An 18501-nucleotide genomic window follows, 5' to 3' on the forward strand; every position below is an offset into this window, starting at 1 on the left:
GGCCAGCAACGATGCTCCGAACAATCAATGGGCGAATCACTTGCGGCAGTTCGCCTGTTAGGCTTCCCCGGCAACGCAGCAGACGGCTATACTTGCAAAAGCAATGAAAAGTGCTCGCAGGGTGGTCCAGGCATGAGTTTCCGGTCGCTGTTGTTTATTGGTCTGGCCCTGTCGATCGGTGCCTGCGCACCCGGCCCGAAATTCCTCTCGAAGCCCGAACAGGCGGCCCTCGGAACGGTCGACGGCATCATCATCGCAATGCAGTCCGCGCCCCGCGTCACGGTCACCCAGTCCAATCCCGCGGGCGTCGGCGGCCTGGTGGGTGTGCTGATCTTCGCTGCCGTCGACGGCGCCCGGGCGGTGAACGCGAAAGCGGAATCCGTGCCGATCGTCGATGCGATGCAGGGCCTCAATTTCCAGGCCGAATTGCTGGCAGCCACCACGGCCAGGGTGAGCGCCCTGCCAAACATCAAGGTGGCGGTCCGGCCCACCGTCGACACGGTCGGCACCATGTCCGCGATGAAGAACCTCTACGACGAATCGAAGGACCCCGCCGTCCTGTTCTTCATCGTGAATTACTCGCTCGTCTCGGGCGATCTCATCCTGACGGCGTCGGCGCGGATCTTCCCGAAGGCCCCGGAGCTGCAGAGGTTCCGTCCCAAGCCGAACGACAAGGATCCGCTCGATATCGGCAATGCCATCTACGACAACAAACTGAGGGTCGAGAGGCCGGGCATCACCGCGGCCAACATCCGCACCAATCTCGTCGAAGGCGTCAACCAGCTCGCCGCACACCTGGCCGCCGACCTCAACAGCACGAGATAGCCGCACGGTTGTGCATGCCGCAGGCATCCTGCACAGTTGGTGGCTCCTCATCCCTGATGAACGGTCATGACAGAGTCCAGCAGGCTCTCCGGAGCAAAACCCCGCCTCTATCAAACGCCGTCGTCCTACTATTCGATGATCGCGCGCCTCGCGCTCGCAGAGGGCGGCGTCGCTCATGAGCGCGTCTTCGTCGACATCCATTTCCGGTTGAGCCAGCAGCAGCCGGACTATGTGCGGCTCAATCCGGGCATGACCGTGCCGACGCTGGTGCTGGCCGATCGCGTGCTCATCGAGAGTCGTGACATCGCCGAGTTCGCGCTCGGCTCGACGGCCGACTCCGAGACGAAAGCCTGGGTCGATCTCCACTACGGCTATCCGATCGAGGAACTGACCTTTGGCGGAATCCTCGCCCGAAATCCCCTGGCGCGGATCATGATCCCCAAGCGGCTCGAAGCGACCCGCCGCCAGCTCCTGACCCTCGCCGCCCGAAATCCCGATCTCGCGTCCGTCTACGAGGCGCGCGCGGCGGTCTTTGCCAGGCGCGTCAGCACCTTCGAGCCGGACGCCGTCGTGAAGCTCTCCCAGCAGCGCCGCGCCGAAGCCATCGACTTCATGGACAAGCTCGAGCGGACACTGAGCGATGGCCGGGCGGTGCTGGTACCGCCCGCCTACGGCGTCGCCGATGTCGTCTGGACGGTGTTCCTCGGGCGCATGGAGTTCGCCGGTCTCGGCGCGGAAATCCCGAAGCGACCGGCGCTCGCGCGCTATTGGCGCACCATGCAGGCGCGTCCCAGCTTTTCCGTGGCCGATATATGGACAAAGTTTCATATCGGCCGCCTGATCGGCGGGATTCTCGGCATCGACAGAGGCTGAGGCTTCCGCCAGCAGGGGTGGCGTGACGCCGCCCGGCGCGCTAAACCGCCGCCGCCATGATTTTATTCCCCGCGATCGACCTCAAGGACGGCAAGTGCGTGCGCCTGCTGCGCGGCGACATGCAGCGTGCCACGGTGTTCAACGACAGCCCGGCCGCCCAGGCCAAGGCCTTTGCCAATGCCGGCTGCGAATGGCTGCATCTGGTCGACCTCAACGGCGCGGTCGAGGGCCATCCGGTCAACCGCGCGGCGGTCGAGAGCATCCTGAAGGAAGTCGACGTGCCGACCCAGCTGGGCGGCGGCATCCGCACCATCGAGAGCATCTCGCAGTGGTTCGAGGCCGGCGTGAAGCGGGTGATCCTGGGCACCATCGCGGTCAAGGAGCCGGGCCTGGTGAAGGCCGCCTGCAAGCAGTGGCCGGGCCAGGTCGCGGTCGGCATCGACGCCCGCGAGGGCATGGTCGCGGTCGACGGCTGGACCAAGCAGAGCACGGTGCGGGCACTCGATCTCGCCCTGCGCTTCGAGGACGCCGGCGTCTCCGCCATCATCTACACCGACATCGACCGCGACGGCGCCATGGGCGGCGTCAATGTCGACGCTACGGTCACCCTCGCCCAGCATCTCACCACGCCGGTCATCGCCTCGGGCGGCGTCAGCTCGCTCGACGACCTGCGCGAGCTTCGTCCCACGGAAGAGTTCGGCATCGTCGGCGCCATCGTCGGCCGCGCGCTCTATGACGGCCGCGTGACGGTGCCCGACGCGATCCGCGTGCTGAAGGGCGAGTAGTCGCGCCATGCTGAAGGTCCGCATCATCCCCTGCCTCGACGTGAAGGACGGCCGCGTCGTGAAGGGCGTGCAGTTCGTGGGCCTGCGCGATGCCGGCGACCCGGTCGAACAGGCGCGCATCTACGACGCCGCCGGCGCCGACGAGCTCACCTTCCTCGACATCACCGCGAGCCACGAGAACCGCGATACGATCCTCGACGTGGTCGGCCGCACGGCAGAACAGTGCTTCATGCCGCTGACGGTGGGCGGCGGCGTGCGCCAGGTCGAGGATATCCGACGCCTGCTGCTGGCCGGCGCCGACAAGGTCTCGATCAATTCCGCCGCGGTGGCGCGGCCCGAGTTCGTGCGCGAAGCGGCCGAGAAATACGGCGACCAGTGCATCGTCGTGGCCATCGACGCGCGCAACACCGGTCCCGGCAAGTGGGAAGTCTTCACGCACGGTGGCCGCAAGGGCACCGGCCTCGACGCGATCGACTGGGCGCGCCGCATGGCAGAGTCGGGCGCGGGTGAGATCCTGCTCACCTCGATGGATCGCGACGGCACCAAGTCGGGCTTCGACCTCGAGCTGACGCGCGCGGTATCCGATGCCGTGCCGGTGCCGGTCGTGGCTTCGGGCGGCGTCGGCACGCTCGATCACTTCGTCGATGGCGTGACGAAGGGCGGCGCATCGGCGGTGCTCGCCGCATCGATCTTCCATTTCGGCGAATTCACGATCGCGCAGGCGAAGGAACATCTCGCGCGCGCCGGCGTTCCGATACGACAAATCTCGCGCGCCGCATGATTTTCGCGTAGAATCGTTCGACGCCCACCGAAGAGGCGTAGTGAAGTTTCTATCGCCCGTCCCCCAGGGCGGCGGAGTCCCCTCGGATGGCGAAGAAGAAAAAAGCCAAAAAGGTACAAAGGAAGCCCGGCATCGTGACGATCGACGAGCACACGCTCGATCGTCTGTACCTCGTGATCGACAGCCGCAAGGGCGCCGACCCGGAAACCTCGTACACCGCCCGCCTGTTCAGCCGCGGCCGCCAGCAGATCGCCAAGAAGCTCGGCGAGGAAGCCGTCGAGGCGCTGATCGAGGGCATCCGCGGCGACAAGCCCAAGCTGGTCGCCGAGAGCGCCGACATGCTCTACCACCTGCTCACTTTGTGGGCCGCCGTCGGCGTGAAGCCGAAGTCGGTATGGGACGAGCTGGCCCGCCGCGAAGGCCTGTCCGGCATCGCCGAAAAGGCCAGCCGCAAGCGCTGAGAAAGCTGGAAGTTAAAAAGACCCCGTCGTCCTCCATCCTCTCAATGCGGCGGCATCGGGATGAAGATGGGCGGCGTGCGGGTCGATTTGCTGCGCGCCTTGATGTCCTCGTCGTTGGCGCCGTGCGGCTTCAGGTAGACGTAGTAAGGCGTGCGTCGCTCCACGACGTCGTTGCCGGGCTGCGCCTTCTCGCTGACCAGCAGGTCGGACTGGATGCGGACATGCATGTAGCCCGGGATCAGCTCGGCCCAGTTCGCGACCTCGGGCGTAAAGACGACGTCGTAGCTGTAGCCATCCACGACCTTCACGACGCCCCAGCTCGTGCCCTCGGCCGGGCGTGACGGGACCTGCTGCCACACCATGCCCGACTGCACGTAGACGGAGACCGCGTTCAGCATGACGTAGAGGGGGCCGGTCGGGCTGACATTCTGCAGGAAGAGCGTCATGCGATACGACTTGCCGTCGGGATCGTAGGTGATGCCCTTCAGCTCGACATAGAGCGAGCGTGTCGCGGTATTCTCGAGCAGCAGCCGCGCCTGGCGCGCCTCGCGCAGCGCGCGCGCCTGGTACATGCCGACGCCGGCATCGACCGCGAAGCCCGTCAGCAACAGCATGACGAGCCCGACCAGCACCGGCGACCGCCACAGATCGAAGCGGCGGCCGAGTTTTACGGCGACGTTGACCGGCGCATCGACCTTGCGTGGCGCAGCCTCACGCAGCTCGTTCAGCAGACCCGGCGCGGCAGACGGCGCATCGGCCGGCGCCGCCGCACCCAGGCGTCGCCGCAGCACTCGCACTTCAGACTGCGCCGCGCCGAGCTGGCGGCGCAGGTCGGCGATCAGCGCGTCCTTGTCCTGATCGGGAGGCGTCTCGCTCATGCGACGATCGTCCCGTGGGCGATGTGCACGATCTGCTCGGCCTGTTGCGCCAGCGCCAGATTATGCGTGACGAGGATCAAGGTCGTCCCGCGCTCGCGGTTGACGGCCAGAAGCTCGTCCATGATCTCGATCTCGGTCTGCTCGTCGAGATCGGAGGTCGGCTCGTCCGCCAGGATCAGCGCCGGCTCGTTGATCAGCGCACGGGCGATCACGGCGCGGCGCTGCTCACCCGCCGACACTTCCGCCGGATAGGCGTCGAGATGATCGCCCAAGCCCATCTGGCCGAGCAGCGACGCGGCCCGCGCATAGGTGGCGGCCGTCTTGGCGCCGCCGCCCAGCATCGCCGGCAGCGCGACATTGTCGATCAGCCGCAGGGTCGGCAGCAGGCTCGCGAACTGGAAGACGTAGCCGATGCGCTTGTTGCGGAAGGCGGCCAGTGCGTTTTCCGACAGGCTCCAGATGTCGGTGCCGTCGACCAGCACTTGCCCCAGCGAGGGTCGGCTGAGGCCGCCGATCATCGCCATCAGGGACGACTTGCCCGAGCCCGAACGGCCGATGATCGCGGCGTAGCGACCGGCCGCGATTTCAAGGTCGATGCCGGCCACCGCCGCGACGTCGCCGCGTTCGGTGACGTAGTCCTTGCGCAAGGCCCGGCAGGACAGCATCGCGTCAGCCCTCGCCACGCACGAGGTCGTAGGGATCGCGGCGGCTGGCGCGCCAGGCGGGATAGAGCGAGCCCAGCGCGCCGATGATCGAGGCCATCACGATCGCGGCCACCGCCACGATCACGATGCGCGGCCCGTCGAGCCAGACGAAGGGCACGCCGATATTTTCCAGATAGTAGACCAACGAGCGCTCGTAGAGCCGCATCACCAGGACGCCCAGCGCGACACCCAGCGCGCCGCCGGCGCCGGTGGCGATCACCGCCTCGATGACCATCATGCCGACGATCTGGCTGCGCCGCGCACCAATCGCCTTCAGGAGCCCGAGCTCGCCGCGCCGCTCGGTGACGATGGCCGAGAAGAGCACACTGACCATCAGCGCGGTGCTGGCGAACATCAGCACCATCAGCGCCAGGATGCCGTTCAGCAGCGCGGCGAGGCCCTGGCGGATGCCGCTCATGGTCGAATCGCCGGTCACGACCTTCACGTTCTTCAAGGTCGAGAGGATCGCGAAGCGCGCCTGCAGCGGCGTCGCGCCCGGCGCCAGCTCGACCAGGAAGCCGCTGACCTTGCCCTTCTGCAGGACGGCCGGCGGGCCGCCGCCCATGCCGTGCACCGAGCCGGCCAGCGCCTCCAGCGTGTCGAAGCTCATGAACACGCCGCGCTCGTGCGTGCCGACGCCGGTCTTGCCCAGCCGGCCGTAGACCGTGTGCGCCTTGCCGAAGATCAGGAGTTCCGAGCCCAGCACCGCCTCGCGGCCGGCGCCCAGGATCACGTCACCAGCGCGCATGTCGCGGTTCAGTTTCTCGACCAGCCACGGCCGCACCGTGAAGTCGAGTGCGGGATCGAAGCCGATCAGGTCGGCCGATTCGTGATGGCCGCCGATGCCGGAATGCTCGACCCGCGCGATCTTCTGCGGCGCGGCGCGGCTCACGCTGGTGAGGTTGGCCTTGGCGAACAGATCCTGGTCGAGCACCAGTTCGGTCGGCTCGACGGTCAGCAATGCCGCGGTGATGTTGGTCAGCGCGCCTTCCGGCACCACCATCATGTCGGCGCCGAGCCGCGTGAAGCCCACCGCCATGCTGCTGTCGATGCTGCGCATCAGCGTGGCGCCGGTGAAGACGACGCCGCTCGCGACCGCGACGGCCGCGATCAGCAGCAGGCTGCGGGCCTTGCGGCGCCCGAGATTCTGCAGCGCCAGGCTGGCGAGCAGCCTCAAAGCGTGCCCACTCAGAGCGTGCAGGAGCGCGTGTGCTTCATGTGCTCCAGCTTGGTCGGAATGATCACGCAGTCATGATGCCCGCCGTTGCTCGGCAGGATGCCGACCAGAGTATCGGTGGAGGTATCGACCACCGCAATGCCGCTCGACTGGCGCTGGAAGCCGCTGAACGGCGTCAGCACGTACTTGCCGTCGTAGGTGATGGCTGGCGTCTGCAGATCGGGACCGATGCCCTGGATTTCCTTCAGGATCGTCCAGGTCTTGGTGTCGACCACCATGAGGCCGCTGTATGCGGGCGAAGGATGCAGGATGGACAGATAGAGCTTCGAGCTGTCCATCGAGAAGACCATGTGGAACGGATTCGGATACTTGCCGCGCCACAGCGGATCCTCGACATGCGCCACCTTGCGCCACTTCGTCGGATCGGGATCGATGCAGGAGAAGATCGAGCAGTTGTTCTCACGAAGATTGTTCATCATCACGAGGAACTTGCCGTCGGGCGAGAATCCGATTTCGTGGCCCGGCGAATGGATCTTGTCGAACACGACCTGCCACGTGTCCTTGTCGAGCTGCTCGACCTTGTACTGGTCCTGCGAATCCTTGTTGAACTGCAGGAAAGCGGCCGGCTCGAAGTTCTTCTCGGGATCGAGGATGCAGATGCCGCCGCACAGGCGCACGACGGTAGCGGCCCAGCGGCCTTCCGGATGCCAGATCGTGCCGTCGGCGCCAGTGAGCGTCAGCGGCGCTTCGCCGGGCAGCGAGCCTTCCTCGACGAACAGCTCGCCCATCGGCACCATTTCCCAGTCGATCTTGTTGCCCTTGGTGCCGCGGTAATTGTAGAGGCCGGTCTTCTCGTCCGGATAGATCTTCTTGATCGTGAGAGTGCCACCCTTGATCCAGGCGTCGCGCAGCTCGGGGACATTCGGCGTCCAGTCGAACTTGAGTGCGGCCTTCACCCTCGACGTCGTGCGATCGAAGCAGGCGGCGATGTCCTTCTGCCCGTCGGTCACGAAGTAGGACTGCGCGTCCTTCGGATTGACGGTGACGTGCACGCCGAGCCCGAGGCCGGTCGTCTCCGACACGTTCTCGATCATCTGCATCTGCGTGCCGTCGTAGCGCACACGATAGATGTTGGTACCGCCCGGCGCGTTCTCCGCCGTCACGTTGGTCGGGATGCCGTAGATCAGCGAGTTCTGGCCGCCCTGCGTCGAGTTCACGAACTCGAAGCCATGCGCGGGATCGGAACTCGGGAAGGCACAAAGATGGTGGCTGATCGGATTGTAGTCGCCGTAGTTCCAGTACCAGATCGAAGCGAGCACGCGGTTGGAGTTGAGATCCAGCGCGTAGGTGCCACCACCCATCTTGGTCGGGAGCAGCGCGACCCAGTTGCCGAGGCTGCGGCCCTTGATGTCGGCGCGCGAGTCGACGACCTCGCGCGTGATCGGCGATTGCTGCGCGCCGGTGCCGGCTGCCTGGTAGACGCCGTTGTCCGACGAGGTGTTGCCGCCCAACGCGTTGTAGCCGAGCACGGCGACTTCGGCGGTGGCCGCGGTGCCGACGGCGACGTTCAGCATCGTGCGCCGGCTCATCTTGGTTTTGACTTTGGGCTTTGCCGCTTCGGCTTTGGCCTTCAGCGTCGCCTGCTCATGCTTGGCGACGAGATAGGCCTGGAATTCTTCGCGGTCCTTCGCGAGGACCTCTTCGTTGCGTCGTAAAAATTCGTCGATCGATCCCGTGCGTGCCGGAATGTTCGATGTCGAACTTTCGGAGAGAGTCGGCGTGATCACGGGCGGGTTTTTCATCTGCGTCTCAGGCTTTTTCACGTGCGTCTCACGCGTGTGCTCAGTCATCGCAAATACTCCCCAATTGGCTCTTCATTAACTCTAGGCACGAGTCATCGCGGAGCGCATTCAGAAAAATTGCAATGATGGTCGCTGATTTCATCGTGCATCACGGTTAGGCTGCCGACGAAGGAGTTCATGGATGGACTACACCGTCATCATCTCCGCGATCGTGCTCGGCTTCTCGGTGCTCGCTGCCGCGGCGAAGTTCATCGACTGGTTTCTCCATTCCGATCCCAAGACGATGGTGCGCACCATTCGCTGGATGCTGCTGCTGCTGGTGATTGCGGCCATTCCGTTGCTGATCATGATGGTCATGCGCGAGCAGTATGCGGGTGCGATGCTGCTCGGCGCCGCGATGATCATCGTGCCGACATTCCTGAAGTGGCGCGCGATCCTCGTGCCGCTACGCGCCGCCTTTGCACTCTTCCGGACAAAGCCGGCGCCCTTCGAGATGCCGCCCGTATGGCAAGAACCGGCCGCGCCCGACCCGAGGGCCGTGCAACATGCCGCTGCGTTGCTCGAAGCCTATCTGAAGCACGCGACGCCGATTGCTTCATCGCAACGGCAGATATCTATCGTGTCGGATGACGATGACATGGGCATGACAGTGAAGGAAGCGCTCGAAGTGCTCGGCCTGTCCGACGGCGCCGATCTCGCCAGCGTCCACACAGCCCATCGTCGCCTGATGCGCAGTGCCGATCCCGATGCTGGCGGTTCGCCTTATCTTGCGGCGAAGATCGACGAAGCGCGCGATGTGCTGGCCAGCGCGTTGCGCCGGCAGGGAAAGCCCGCCGCTGTTGAAACGGCGGGCCGTCCGAGATTGCTGAAAGGCTAGAGGCGGATTTTCAGGTCCGTGACGTGATTTAGTCGCGGAACACGGCCAGATGGAACGGTCGTTTCGCCGGCTTGCCGGCGACATCGTAAGTATGGACACACATCTTCAACGGATCGGCTTTCAGGCCGACGGTGCAGAAGCCCGGCTCCACCGCTTCCTGTTCGGTGCTGCCGATCACGCAGGAGAAGTTGGTCTTCGCTTCCTTCTGCAGCGGCACCTTCCAGGTGATGACATATTCGTTGGCACCGACCAGCTCGCACTTGTCGATCATGTAACCGCGCGCGATCGAGCCATCGGCGGCGATCACGCAGGCGAGACGCTTCTCGAATTCCGCCATGTCTTGAACCTTTCCTATATTGATTGTCATGTCGGCACAGCGGCTACCGGAGCTCACCATGCAATCCTCCAATACATCGGCTTACGATCGCAGCAACGTCTTCGCGCGAATCTTGCGCGGGGAGCTGCCATGCAAGAGGGTTTTCGAGGACGAATTTACACTAGCGTTCCACGACATCGCTCCGCTGGCGCCGATTCACGTGCTGGTGATCCCGAAAGGCGAGTACATCAGCCAGGCCGATTTCGGCGCCAAGGCGCCGCCCGAGATGATCGTCGGCTTCTGGCGCGCGGTGTCGAAGGTCGCGCGCGATCTCGGTCTCGATCCCGAAGGCTATCGCATCATCGCCAATCACGGACCCAACGGCGGACAACTCGTGTTCCATTTCCACGTCCACATCTTCGGCGGACGCACGATGAGCCATGCGATGGGCAACATGCCCAAACAGGACAAGTAGGGTTGATCGGTCGGCGCACCCTGTTGACGGTCGGCGCGCTCGCGCCTGCCACCGCATGGGCGCAAGGAGCAGCACGGCGGCGCGCACCGGCCGACGGCAGCGACTGGTACGCCAAGGGAAAGACCATGGAGCGAGCGGTTCGTTTCACCGGCAAGAACGGCGTCACCCTGGCCGGCACGTTGCTGATGCCGTTGTTCGCCGAGATCCAGTACGTGCCGGGAATCGTGCTGATCGCCGGCAGCGGACCGACCGACCGCAACGGCAACAATCCGCTGGCGCCGGACCGCATCGATCTGCTGAAGGACATTGCCGAGCTGCTGGCGAAGAACGGCATCGCCTCGCTGCGCTACGACAAGCGCGGCATCGGCCAGTCGACCCAGCGGCCGCGCGGCTCGTTGGAAGAGCAGGAAGCCTTCTTCGCGTGGGACAATTTCGTCGGCGACGTCGAGGCCGCGCATGCCGAGCTGCTGCGCCACGACGAGATCAAGCCCTATGCCACGGCGCTGCTGGGCCACAGCGAGGGTGGGCTGCTGGCGCTGGCCGCTTCCAAGGCGCTGGCGGCCAAGAAGCTGCACGCGCTGGTGCTGGCCGCCACGCCGGGCCGCAAGCTCGAAGAGATATTGCGCGAGCAGATCGCCCGCACCGCGCCGCCCGCCCTGCGCCTGGCCGCCGACCGCGCGATCGCCGCCATCCTGTCGACCGGCCACGTGCCCAGCAACCTGCCGCGCGAGCTCGACCTCCTGTTTCCGGCCTATGTCGGGCCGTTCCTGCAGAGCCTCCTGTCGTTCGATCCCGCGGCGGCGCTGGCGGGGAGCCAGACGGCTTGCCTGGTCATCCAGGGCGGTGCCGACCAGCAGATCGTGCCGATGGGAGACGTCCAGCCGCTGATCGACGCACTGCGCACCCGCAACGCACCGGGCGAGGCCGTGGTGGTCGCGCAGGCCAGCCACAATCTCAAGACCGTCACCGGACCGACCGACCCGGGCTTCGGCGGACCCTTGTCGCCCGCGGTCGCCGAGACCCTGCTCAAGTGGCTGGTGCCGGCGCTGGGCGCTTGATCGACCTCCACGACCGGTCGATCATCGCGGCAAATTCGGAGGAAGACATGAGCGTTACGGTGCGCCCGGTGACCGATTCCGTCGGCGCGGAAATTTCCGGCGTCGATCTTCGCAACTTCAGCGACGCGGACTTCGCGGCGATCGAGCGGGCCTGGTACGCGCATTCGATGATCCTGCTGCGCGGACAGAAGCTCAGCGACGACGATCTCCTGGCCTTCAGCCGCCGCTTCGGCGACCTCGATCCGCCGCCCAACCAGGAACGCGGCCGCATCAGCCCGCCGGGCTATCCCGACATCTATGTCGTGTCGAACGTGCTCGACCCGAACGGCGATCCGATCGGCGCCCTGGGCGACGGCGAGGCCGTCTGGCACACCGACATGAGCTATCTCGACACGCCGCCCGACGCGTCGATGCTCTATTCGCTGGAAATCCCGCCGACCGGCGGCAACACCTGGTTCACCAGCATGCAGGCGGCTTGCGATGCCCTGCCGGCGAGCTTGCGTGCAAAGATCGAAGGCCGCCGCGTGAAGCACGACGGCACCTACAATTCGGGCGGCTTCCTGCGCAAAGGCGTGACGCCGACCGACGATCCGATGAAGGCGCCCGGCGCCTGGCATCCCGCGATCCTGCGCCATCCGGTCAACGGCCGTGCCACGCTCTATCTCGGCCGCCGCCGCAATTCCTATGTCGAGGGCTACTCGAAGGCGGAGTCCGATGCGGTGCTGGAGGAACTGTGGGCGCATGTCACGCAGCCGCGCTTCATCTACCAGCATGTCTGGAAGCTGGGCGACCTCGTGATGTGGGACAACCGCTCGACCATGCATCGCCGCGATCCGTTCGACAAAACCGCCCGGCGCGTGATGCATCGCACTCAGATCAAGGGAAAGACCAAGCCGATCGCCTTTGCGGCCTGAACGACAAGAAGAAGCAAAGTGGAGGAAACATGCGGCGCCAGAAGAAGTTCTATGCCTGGGGCTATGCCGACGAGGACCTGACGCCGGACGAGATCAGGCCGTGGGAGGCCGAGATCGCGGAGCGCTATGGCCTCTCCGGCTTCGACGTGAAGCCGCCGCCCAAGGCCGACGAGATTGCCTTGCGCAAGAGCCGGGTCGAGGTGCCGGCAGCGCTGCAGTCGATGGTGCACACAGATCACCTGACGCGGCTGGAACACAGTTACGGCAAGGCGGGCTTCGACACGCTGCGCATGTTCATGCGCTCCGTGCCCAACCCGCCGGACGCGGTGGCATTTCCTGAAAACGAGCAGGACATCATAAAAGTCCTCGACTGGTGCGACAGCATCGGCGCCAAGGCGATTCCCTATGGTGGCGGCTCCTCGGTCGTGAAGGGCATCGAGCCCTCGGCCACGTTCGACAAGGTCGTGACGATCTCGACCCGCCACATGGACAAGGTGCTGGAGGTCGACGCGGTGAGCCAGGCCGCGCGCATCCAGGGCGGCATCTACGGGCCCGCGATCGAGGACGCGCTGCGCGACACGCCGTTCACCATGCGCCACTACATGCAGGCCTATCGCTGCTCGACCCTGGGCGGCTGGATCGCCACGCGCTCGGGCGGCCATTACGCCACGCTCTATACGCACATCGACGATTTCGTGGAGAGCACGCGGGTGGTCACGCCCGCCGGCACGCTGGAGACACGCCGCCTGCCCGGCTCCGGCGCCGGCCCCAGCCCGGATCGCCTGTTCATCGGCTCAGAGGGCATTTTGGGCATCATCACCGAAGCCTGGGTGCGCTTGCGCAAGAAGCCGACCTTCCGCGCCTCGGCGAGCGTGCGCTTCCGCGACTTCTATGCAGGCGCCGACGCGGTGCGCGACATCACGCAGGCCGGCCTCTATCCCGCCAACTGCCGCCTGCTCGAGGCACGCGAGGCGCTGCCCGGCATCCCGTGGAGCAACGAGGAGGCCGTGCTGGTGCTGGCCTTCGAATCGCCCGACCATCCGCTCGACGCCTGGATGAAACGCGCTCTCGAAATCTGCGCCGCGCATGGCGGCGTCGCCGACCGGAGCGACGACGACGAGAACGCCCATCGTTCGGGGGCGGCCGGCGCCTGGCGCAACAAGTTCATCCGCGCGCCGCATTATGGCGAGCATGCGGTGGCGCGCGGCATCCTCTCCTCGACCTTCGAGACCTCGATGACCTGGGAGCGCACCCGCGACTTCCACGCCACGATCACGAAGATCACCAGGGACACGATCAAGGCGGTGACCGGCCGCGACGGCACGGTCACCTGCCGCTTCACCCACGTCTATCCCGACGGGCCCTGCCTCTATTTCACCTTCGGCGGGCTGTTCGATCCGAAGAAGGACGCGCTGGCGCAGTTCATGGAGGTCCTGTCGACCTGCACAGCGGCGACCGTCGAGCATGGCGGCACGACCACGCATCATCATGCGGTGGGCCGCTTCCACCGGCCGTTCTATGACAAGCAGCGGCCCGAGCTGTTTGCGCGGGCCTTGCGCGGCGCCAAGCGCGAGCTGGATCCCAAGGGGATGCTGAACCCCGGGGTGCTGATCGATCCCTGACCGGGCCTCAGGCCCGGACCCGGCCGGGCAGGAAGAAGAACATGACCAGCACGAGGCGCGCGAGCAGGAGCGCGCCGACCGCCACGAAGGCGAGACCGGCGGCGACGAGATAGTCGTCGACTTCGCCGGTGTAGATGATGGTGTTGGGAATCTTGATCATCTCGATGCAGATCTCGGCCATCAGGCCGATGGAGAGCTGGCCCACGCCGTAGTTGTGACACTTGTGATCGACCATCTCCTGCCAGGGTTCGTCCGGCAGCCCCAGCACCCCGAAGATCTCGCGCAGGGTCTTGCGTTCCTCGAGCACGACGCCCCAGCCGATCATGATGATCCCGATGCCGGTGACGATATCCATCTCTTCCTTGATGTCGGGCTTGGACCACAACACCTTGGAGACTTCGAACAGGGTGATCAGCATGGGGATGCAGATCAGCAGCGAGATCAGCCCGATCGTGTATCGTGAAGTAAGGACAACCATGATTGCACGGAACATCTGCAGGCTCTCTTCCCTTGCGTCCGAAGCCGAACACGGCCGCGACGACGCGACCCTAGTCGAGCGGCCGGTTCGGGATCAATCTCGGCGGCGCTCATTTCGCGCCAAAACAGACGCCGCCCTTCACTGAAGCAGGACCATGATCGACTGGCTCTACTCGTTCCCCGAGACCCTGATCATGGTGGCGGGCGCCATCGTGATGGCCGCGGCGATCCTGGCGATGCCGTCGCTGGTGCAGCGGCTGCCCTGGCTCCAGGTGAGCAACGAGAACAACGACTTCGTGCTGCGCATGCAGGCCACGCTGTTCACCATGACCAGCCTGGTGCTTGCCTTCACACTGGTTGAAGCGGAGAGCAACTACCGCAAGGTCGATGCGCTGGTCTCGACCGAGGCGTCGCAGATCAACCGGCTCGACCGGCTGCTGAACCGCTATGGCGAGGAATCGGTCACCGAGCTCCGGCTCAACCTGCTGGCCTATGCGAAGTCGATCGTCGATGACGAATGGCCGGCGATGCTGCGCGGCACCCGCAGCGACAAGACACGCCTGGCCTTCGCCCCCCTGTCGCGGGGCATCTTCGACATCGAGCCCAAGCCCGGCCGCGAGACGACGATCTACGCCGAGATCCTGCGATCGTTCGACAGTGTCGCTGAATCGCGCGACGCAAGGCTCAACGCCGTGTCCACGTCCTTGCCCACGGCCTACTGGCAGGTCGTGCTGTTCGCCGTCCTCATGCTGCTGTTCATCACCAGCACCATGCAGCGCAGCGCCTTCCGCGCCTACGTGCTCTCGGCCCAGATGGCCGTGATGGGCGCCTTCATCGGCTTCGTGTTCGTGATGGACCAGCCCTTCAAGGGCCAGACCGCCGTCGACGCCCAGCAGCTCAAGCAGACGATCATCCTGATGGAGAACCGGGACCGGTAGCGGCGGCCTCGATCGATTGATCGACTACTTCCAGCCGAGCCTTGCCGCGAACGTCCCGTCGGACTCGATGCGCCAGAGCACGAAATCGTCCTCCATGCCCGGCGTGGCTGGCTGGAGTTCAAGCTCTACCGACAGCACGAACTTGTCCTTGCCGCCCAGCGCAGCCTCGAGTGCCGTACGCGCTACGGCGAGATGGAATACTTCATTTGTACCGAGAGTGTCGGCGGGATCCTTGAGCCGGCCGATCTCGACGCCGTTGATCGCCACGCGATGGCCCAGCCAATTGCCCCAGGTTTCGACGTCGTGCGTATAGAAAACGAAAGTGATGTCGGTCGACGAGGTATCGAGCCAGGTTTTCGTGAACGGCAGCTTCAGTTCGAAGCCGACATAGGTCGCGTCCTGGAATAGTCCTGCATCGTTGCCGAGCTGATACCTGCCCGTGATCAGAGGAATGGGTGTCATGTCCGCCCTCGCGTTTCAGCCGATAACCTAGCACCACTTATCGCTGTATCGACATTACTTCTTGATTGCGGGAGTTGCGGAGAGACAGTCAGGCAGCCAGCATCGATCGCGTCTGCGGTCGCCGATAGCTCAGCGCCTCGGCGATGTGGAGGCGGCGCACGGCGTCGGAGCCGTCGAGATCGGCCAGGGTTCGCGCGACCCTGAGCGTGCGATGCCAGGCGCGCGCGGAGAGGCCGAGGCGCTCGGCGGCGCGGGCGAGCAGCGCGCGGCCCTCGGCATCGGGTTCGGCGATGGCCGAGAGAAGGGTGCCGTCGGTGTCGGCGTTGCAGCGCGGCTTGGACCAGTTGCGCGCCCGATCCGCCAGAAGGCCGGCGGCCGGATCGGCTTCGATGGTGACCAGTTTCCCTTTGGCGTCGAGGGCCGCCAGCCGCTCGCGCTGGACGGCGCGTGCGGCGGCGACCCGGGCCGCGATGTCGGACGAGCTTTCGGCGGGTGGCGGCAGGGCGAGATCGGCCGCAGCGACGGCGGGCACGTCGATGGTGAGGTCGATGCGGTCGAGCAGCGGGCCCGAGAGTTTGGCCTGATAATCCGCGCCGCAGCGCGGGCCGCGCGCGCAGGAGCGGGTCGGGTCCATGAGATGGCCGCAGCGGCAGGGGTTCATTGCGGCGACGAGCTGGAAGCGCGCCGGATAGGTGACGTGCGCATTGGCCCTCGCCACCGTCACCCGGCCGCTTTCCAGCGGCTGACGCAGCGCTTCGAGCGCCGCCCGGTTGAACTCCGGCAGCTCGTCGAGGAACAGCACCCCGTGATGGGCAAGCGACACCTCGCCCGGCTTCGGCCGCGCGCCGCCACCCACCAGCGCCTGGAGGGTCGCCGAATGATGCGGGTCGCGGAAGGTGCGGCGGCGACTGAGCCGGCCCTCGGGAAGATCACCGGCCAGCGAACGCACCATCGAGGCTTCCAGCGCCTCCTCGGGTTCGAGCGGCGGCAGGAGGCCCGGCATGCGGGCGGCCAGCATCGACTTGCCCGAACCCGGCGGTCCGATCATCAGCAGGTTGTGGCCGCCGGCGGCTGCGATCTCGAGCACCCGCTTGGCGCTTTCCTGGCCCTTGATCTCGCCGAGGTCTGGATAGGTCGCCCGGTCGTCGGCCAGCAGCGCCTCGGGCGGAGCGAGGGTCTGCTGTCCGCGCAGATGGTTGATCAGGGCGAGCAGCGAGGGCGCGGCGATGATCGGCGGCCGATCGGTGTCGCGAAGGGACTCGAAGCCACCCCACGCGGCCTCCCCGCCGCAGACCTCCGGGCAGATCACGCCGCGCCCTGCCGCCTGGGCGGCGATCGCCGCCGGCAGGACGCCGGGCACGCGACAGAGCGAGCCGTCGAGCGCCAGTTCGCCCAGCACCACGAAACCCTCGACGCTGGCTCGCGGCAGCACCCCCATCGCGGCCAGCAGGCCCAGCGCGATCGGGAGGTCGTAGTGGCTGCCCTCCTTGGCGAGATCGGCGGGCGAGAGATTGACCGTGATGCGCTGTGGCGGCAGCGCGAGGCCCAGCGCCCTGAAGCAGGCCCGCACCCGCTCGCGGCTTTCGCCGACCGCCTTGTCGGCCAATCCGACCACCGCAAAGGCGATGGTCCCGGGCGCCACCAGCACCTGCACGTCGACCGGCAGGACATCGATGCCCTGGAACGCCACCGTCCGAACCGTCGCCTGCATGCCGCGCTCCTATTCCGTGCCGAGAACAATTAAGGAACGAACATGCTATTAGTAAAGCACGCAATAGTTGCAATCTGCTGTGCGACGCTCCGTTGCCCAACCGGACCGCGACCCATGCTAGGTTCCGGCCGCAAACGCGGGAGAGTTTCGTGACGGCCAAGCAGAAGATCGACGACCTCAATTTCACGCCGCCGGCGGCGATCACCGACCTCGCCGCCAAGGTGAAGGAATTCATCAAGGACAAGATCATCCCCTACGAGACCGACCCGCGCTGGACGGCGCACGGGCCGACCGACGAGCTGCGGATCGAAATGAACGAGCTGGCCAAGGCCGCCGGCGTGTTCGCGCCGCAGGTGCCGAAGGAATATGGCGGCCAGGCGCTGAGCCAGGTCGGCCGCGCCCATGTCTTCGAGGCGGCGGGCTACTCGATCCTGGGCCCGACGGCGATCCACTGCGCCTCGCCCGACGAGGGCAACATCCACCTGCTCGACGTCGTGGCCCGCCCCGACCAGCGCGAGCATTTCCTGAAGCGCATGGCCAAGGGCGAGATCCGCTCGATCTTCTGCATGACCGAGCCCGGCGGCGCCGGCTCCGACCCCAGCCTGATGACGACGACGGCGCGGCTGGACGGCAACGAATGGGTGATCAACGGCCGCAAGTGGCTGATCACCGGCGCCGAGGGCGCGGGCTGCGCCATCATCATGGCGAAGAACGAGGGCGGGCCGATGGACGGCCACGCCACGCTGTTCATGGCCGACCTGCCCGATCCCGCGATCCGCATCGAGCGCACGCTCGACACGATGGATTCGAGCTTCACCGGCGGCCATGGCGTGGTCGAGCTGAAGGACCTGCGCCTGCCGGCCGACTCCGTGCTGGGCGAGATCGGCAAGGGTTTCCGCTATGCCCAGGTCCGGCTCGCCCCGGCCCGCCTCAGCCACTGCATGCGCTGGCTGGGCCAGGCCGTGCGCGCGCAGGACATCGCCACCGACTACGCCCGCAACCGGGTCGCCTTCGGCAAGAAGCTCGGCGAGCACGAGGGCGTGTCGTTCATGCTGGCCGACAACCTGATGGACATGCACACGGCGCGGCTCTCGATCTGGCACACCGCCTGGCTGCTCGACCAGGGCGAGCGGGCGTCGAACGAAAGTTCCATGGCCAAGGTCATCTGCTCGGAGGCGATCGCCCGCGTGGCCGACCGCTCGATGCAGATCCTGGGCGGCATGGGCATCACCCGCGACACCGTGGTCGAACGCTTCTTCCGCGACTCACGCGCCTTCCGCATCTACGACGGCCCGTCGGAGGTCCATCGCTGGGCGCTGGGCGCGCGCATCGTCTCAGGGAAGATGTAGCTGAAGATGTAGCGCG

20 protein-coding genes are annotated in these 18501 nt (G+C 66.0%); 12 read left to right on the forward strand and 8 right to left on the reverse strand.

All coding sequences use genetic code 11. From position 1 onward, the window contains the following. Positions 1-132 precede the first annotated feature (132 nt). From AC1RP5_RS01750 to AC1RP5_RS01770, 5 genes are all read left to right on the forward strand, one after another. Positions 133-825, forward strand: coding sequence for a hypothetical protein (locus AC1RP5_RS01750; protein ID WP_493108839.1), 693 nt, complete (start codon positions 133-135; stop codon positions 823-825). A 66-nt stretch (positions 826-891) separates the two neighbouring features. Beyond that, a complete protein-coding gene (locus tag AC1RP5_RS01755; protein WP_493108840.1) occupies positions 892-1698 on the forward strand; it encodes a glutathione S-transferase family protein in 807 nt (268 codons plus the stop codon). Between the two features lie 56 nt (positions 1699-1754). Then, positions 1755-2483, forward strand: a complete 729-nt coding sequence (gene hisA, locus AC1RP5_RS01760) for a 1-(5-phosphoribosyl)-5-[(5-phosphoribosylamino)methylideneamino]imidazole-4-carboxamide isomerase (RefSeq protein ID WP_493108841.1) — start codon at positions 1755-1757, stop codon at positions 2481-2483. A 7-nt stretch (positions 2484-2490) separates the two neighbouring features. Then, on the forward strand, positions 2491-3264 hold the full coding sequence (hisF, locus tag AC1RP5_RS01765; RefSeq protein ID WP_493108842.1) for an imidazole glycerol phosphate synthase subunit HisF: 774 nt from the start codon (positions 2491-2493) through the stop codon (positions 3262-3264). 86 nt (positions 3265-3350) lie between these two features. Continuing rightward, the gene (locus AC1RP5_RS01770; protein ID WP_493108843.1) at positions 3351-3725 is read left to right on the forward strand and encodes a phosphoribosyl-ATP diphosphatase; all 375 of its coding nucleotides are present in this window, start codon (positions 3351-3353) and stop codon (positions 3723-3725) included. 41 nt (positions 3726-3766) lie between these two features. Here the strand turns inward: AC1RP5_RS01770 and AC1RP5_RS01775 are convergent, their stop codons facing one another. The 4 genes from AC1RP5_RS01775 to AC1RP5_RS01790 are packed head-to-tail and all read right to left on the reverse strand — an operon-like array spanning position 3767 to position 8286. Then, positions 3767-4603 carry a hypothetical protein gene (locus AC1RP5_RS01775; protein WP_493108844.1) on the reverse strand — a complete coding sequence of 279 codons (837 nt, stop codon included), beginning with the start codon at positions 4601-4603 and terminating at the stop codon, positions 3767-3769. Beyond that, the gene (locus AC1RP5_RS01780) at positions 4600-5286 is read right to left on the reverse strand and encodes an ABC transporter ATP-binding protein (protein ID WP_493108845.1); all 687 of its coding nucleotides are present in this window, start codon (positions 5284-5286) and stop codon (positions 4600-4602) included. Before AC1RP5_RS01780 ends, AC1RP5_RS01775 begins: the two co-directional genes overlap by 4 nt. After that, complete coding sequence (locus tag AC1RP5_RS01785) at positions 5273-6484, reverse strand: ABC transporter permease (protein ID WP_493108846.1); 1212 nt, start codon at positions 6482-6484, stop codon at positions 5273-5275. The genes AC1RP5_RS01780 and AC1RP5_RS01785 overlap by 14 nt, the downstream gene beginning before the upstream one ends. Positions 6485-6495: 11 nt before the next feature. Continuing rightward, positions 6496-8286, reverse strand: coding sequence for a YncE family protein (locus AC1RP5_RS01790; protein WP_493108847.1), 1791 nt, complete (start codon positions 8284-8286; stop codon positions 6496-6498). 181 nt (positions 8287-8467) lie between these two features. Between AC1RP5_RS01790 and AC1RP5_RS01795 the strand changes: the two genes are divergently transcribed. Beyond that, the gene (locus tag AC1RP5_RS01795; RefSeq protein ID WP_493108848.1) at positions 8468-9163 is read left to right on the forward strand and encodes a J domain-containing protein; all 696 of its coding nucleotides are present in this window, start codon (positions 8468-8470) and stop codon (positions 9161-9163) included. Between the two features lie 28 nt (positions 9164-9191). Here AC1RP5_RS01795 and AC1RP5_RS01800 read toward each other — a convergent pair whose 3' ends face one another. Continuing rightward, on the reverse strand, positions 9192-9500 hold the full coding sequence (locus AC1RP5_RS01800; RefSeq protein WP_493108849.1) for a hypothetical protein: 309 nt from the start codon (positions 9498-9500) through the stop codon (positions 9192-9194). 58 nt (positions 9501-9558) lie between these two features. Here AC1RP5_RS01800 and AC1RP5_RS01805 point away from each other — a divergent pair, with 58 nt between their 5' ends. The 4 genes from AC1RP5_RS01805 to AC1RP5_RS01820 are packed head-to-tail and all read left to right on the forward strand — an operon-like array spanning position 9559 to position 13548. After that, on the forward strand, positions 9559-9954 hold the full coding sequence (locus AC1RP5_RS01805) for a histidine triad nucleotide-binding protein (RefSeq protein ID WP_493108850.1): 396 nt from the start codon (positions 9559-9561) through the stop codon (positions 9952-9954). A 2-nt stretch (positions 9955-9956) separates the two neighbouring features. Then, positions 9957-11012: an alpha/beta hydrolase family protein gene (locus AC1RP5_RS01810; RefSeq protein ID WP_493108851.1), complete on the forward strand. Its 1056-nt coding sequence runs from the start codon at positions 9957-9959 to the stop codon at positions 11010-11012. 47 nt (positions 11013-11059) lie between these two features. Continuing rightward, positions 11060-11926 (forward strand): TauD/TfdA dioxygenase family protein, encoded by an 867-nt coding sequence (locus tag AC1RP5_RS01815; RefSeq protein WP_493108852.1) that lies wholly within the window; start codon positions 11060-11062, stop codon positions 11924-11926. A 29-nt stretch (positions 11927-11955) separates the two neighbouring features. Then, a complete protein-coding gene (locus AC1RP5_RS01820; RefSeq protein ID WP_493108853.1) occupies positions 11956-13548 on the forward strand; it encodes an FAD-binding oxidoreductase in 1593 nt (530 codons plus the stop codon). Between the two features lie 7 nt (positions 13549-13555). Here AC1RP5_RS01820 and AC1RP5_RS01825 read toward each other — a convergent pair whose 3' ends face one another. Next, complete coding sequence (locus AC1RP5_RS01825; protein ID WP_493108854.1) at positions 13556-14041, reverse strand: hypothetical protein; 486 nt, start codon at positions 14039-14041, stop codon at positions 13556-13558. 139 nt (positions 14042-14180) lie between these two features. On the opposite strand from AC1RP5_RS01825, the gene AC1RP5_RS01830 reads away from it, so the two are divergent. After that, positions 14181-14963, forward strand: a complete 783-nt coding sequence (locus AC1RP5_RS01830; RefSeq protein WP_493108855.1) for a bestrophin-like domain — start codon at positions 14181-14183, stop codon at positions 14961-14963. Positions 14964-14987: 24 nt separating this feature from the next. On the opposite strand, the gene AC1RP5_RS01835 is transcribed toward AC1RP5_RS01830, so the two are convergent. Continuing rightward, a complete protein-coding gene (locus AC1RP5_RS01835; protein WP_493108857.1) occupies positions 14988-15425 on the reverse strand; it encodes a hypothetical protein in 438 nt (145 codons plus the stop codon). Between the two features lie 88 nt (positions 15426-15513). After that, on the reverse strand, positions 15514-17136 hold the full coding sequence (locus AC1RP5_RS01840) for a YifB family Mg chelatase-like AAA ATPase (RefSeq protein ID WP_493108858.1): 1623 nt from the start codon (positions 17134-17136) through the stop codon (positions 15514-15516). 149 nt (positions 17137-17285) lie between these two features. Between AC1RP5_RS01840 and AC1RP5_RS01845 the strand changes: the two genes are divergently transcribed. Then, a complete protein-coding gene (locus tag AC1RP5_RS01845) occupies positions 17286-18485 on the forward strand; it encodes an acyl-CoA dehydrogenase family protein (RefSeq protein WP_493108859.1) in 1200 nt (399 codons plus the stop codon). Positions 18486-18501: the final 16 nt, after the last annotated feature.

The sequence above is a fragment of the Reyranella sp. GW821-FHT12G01 genome (genome assembly GCF_058806575.1).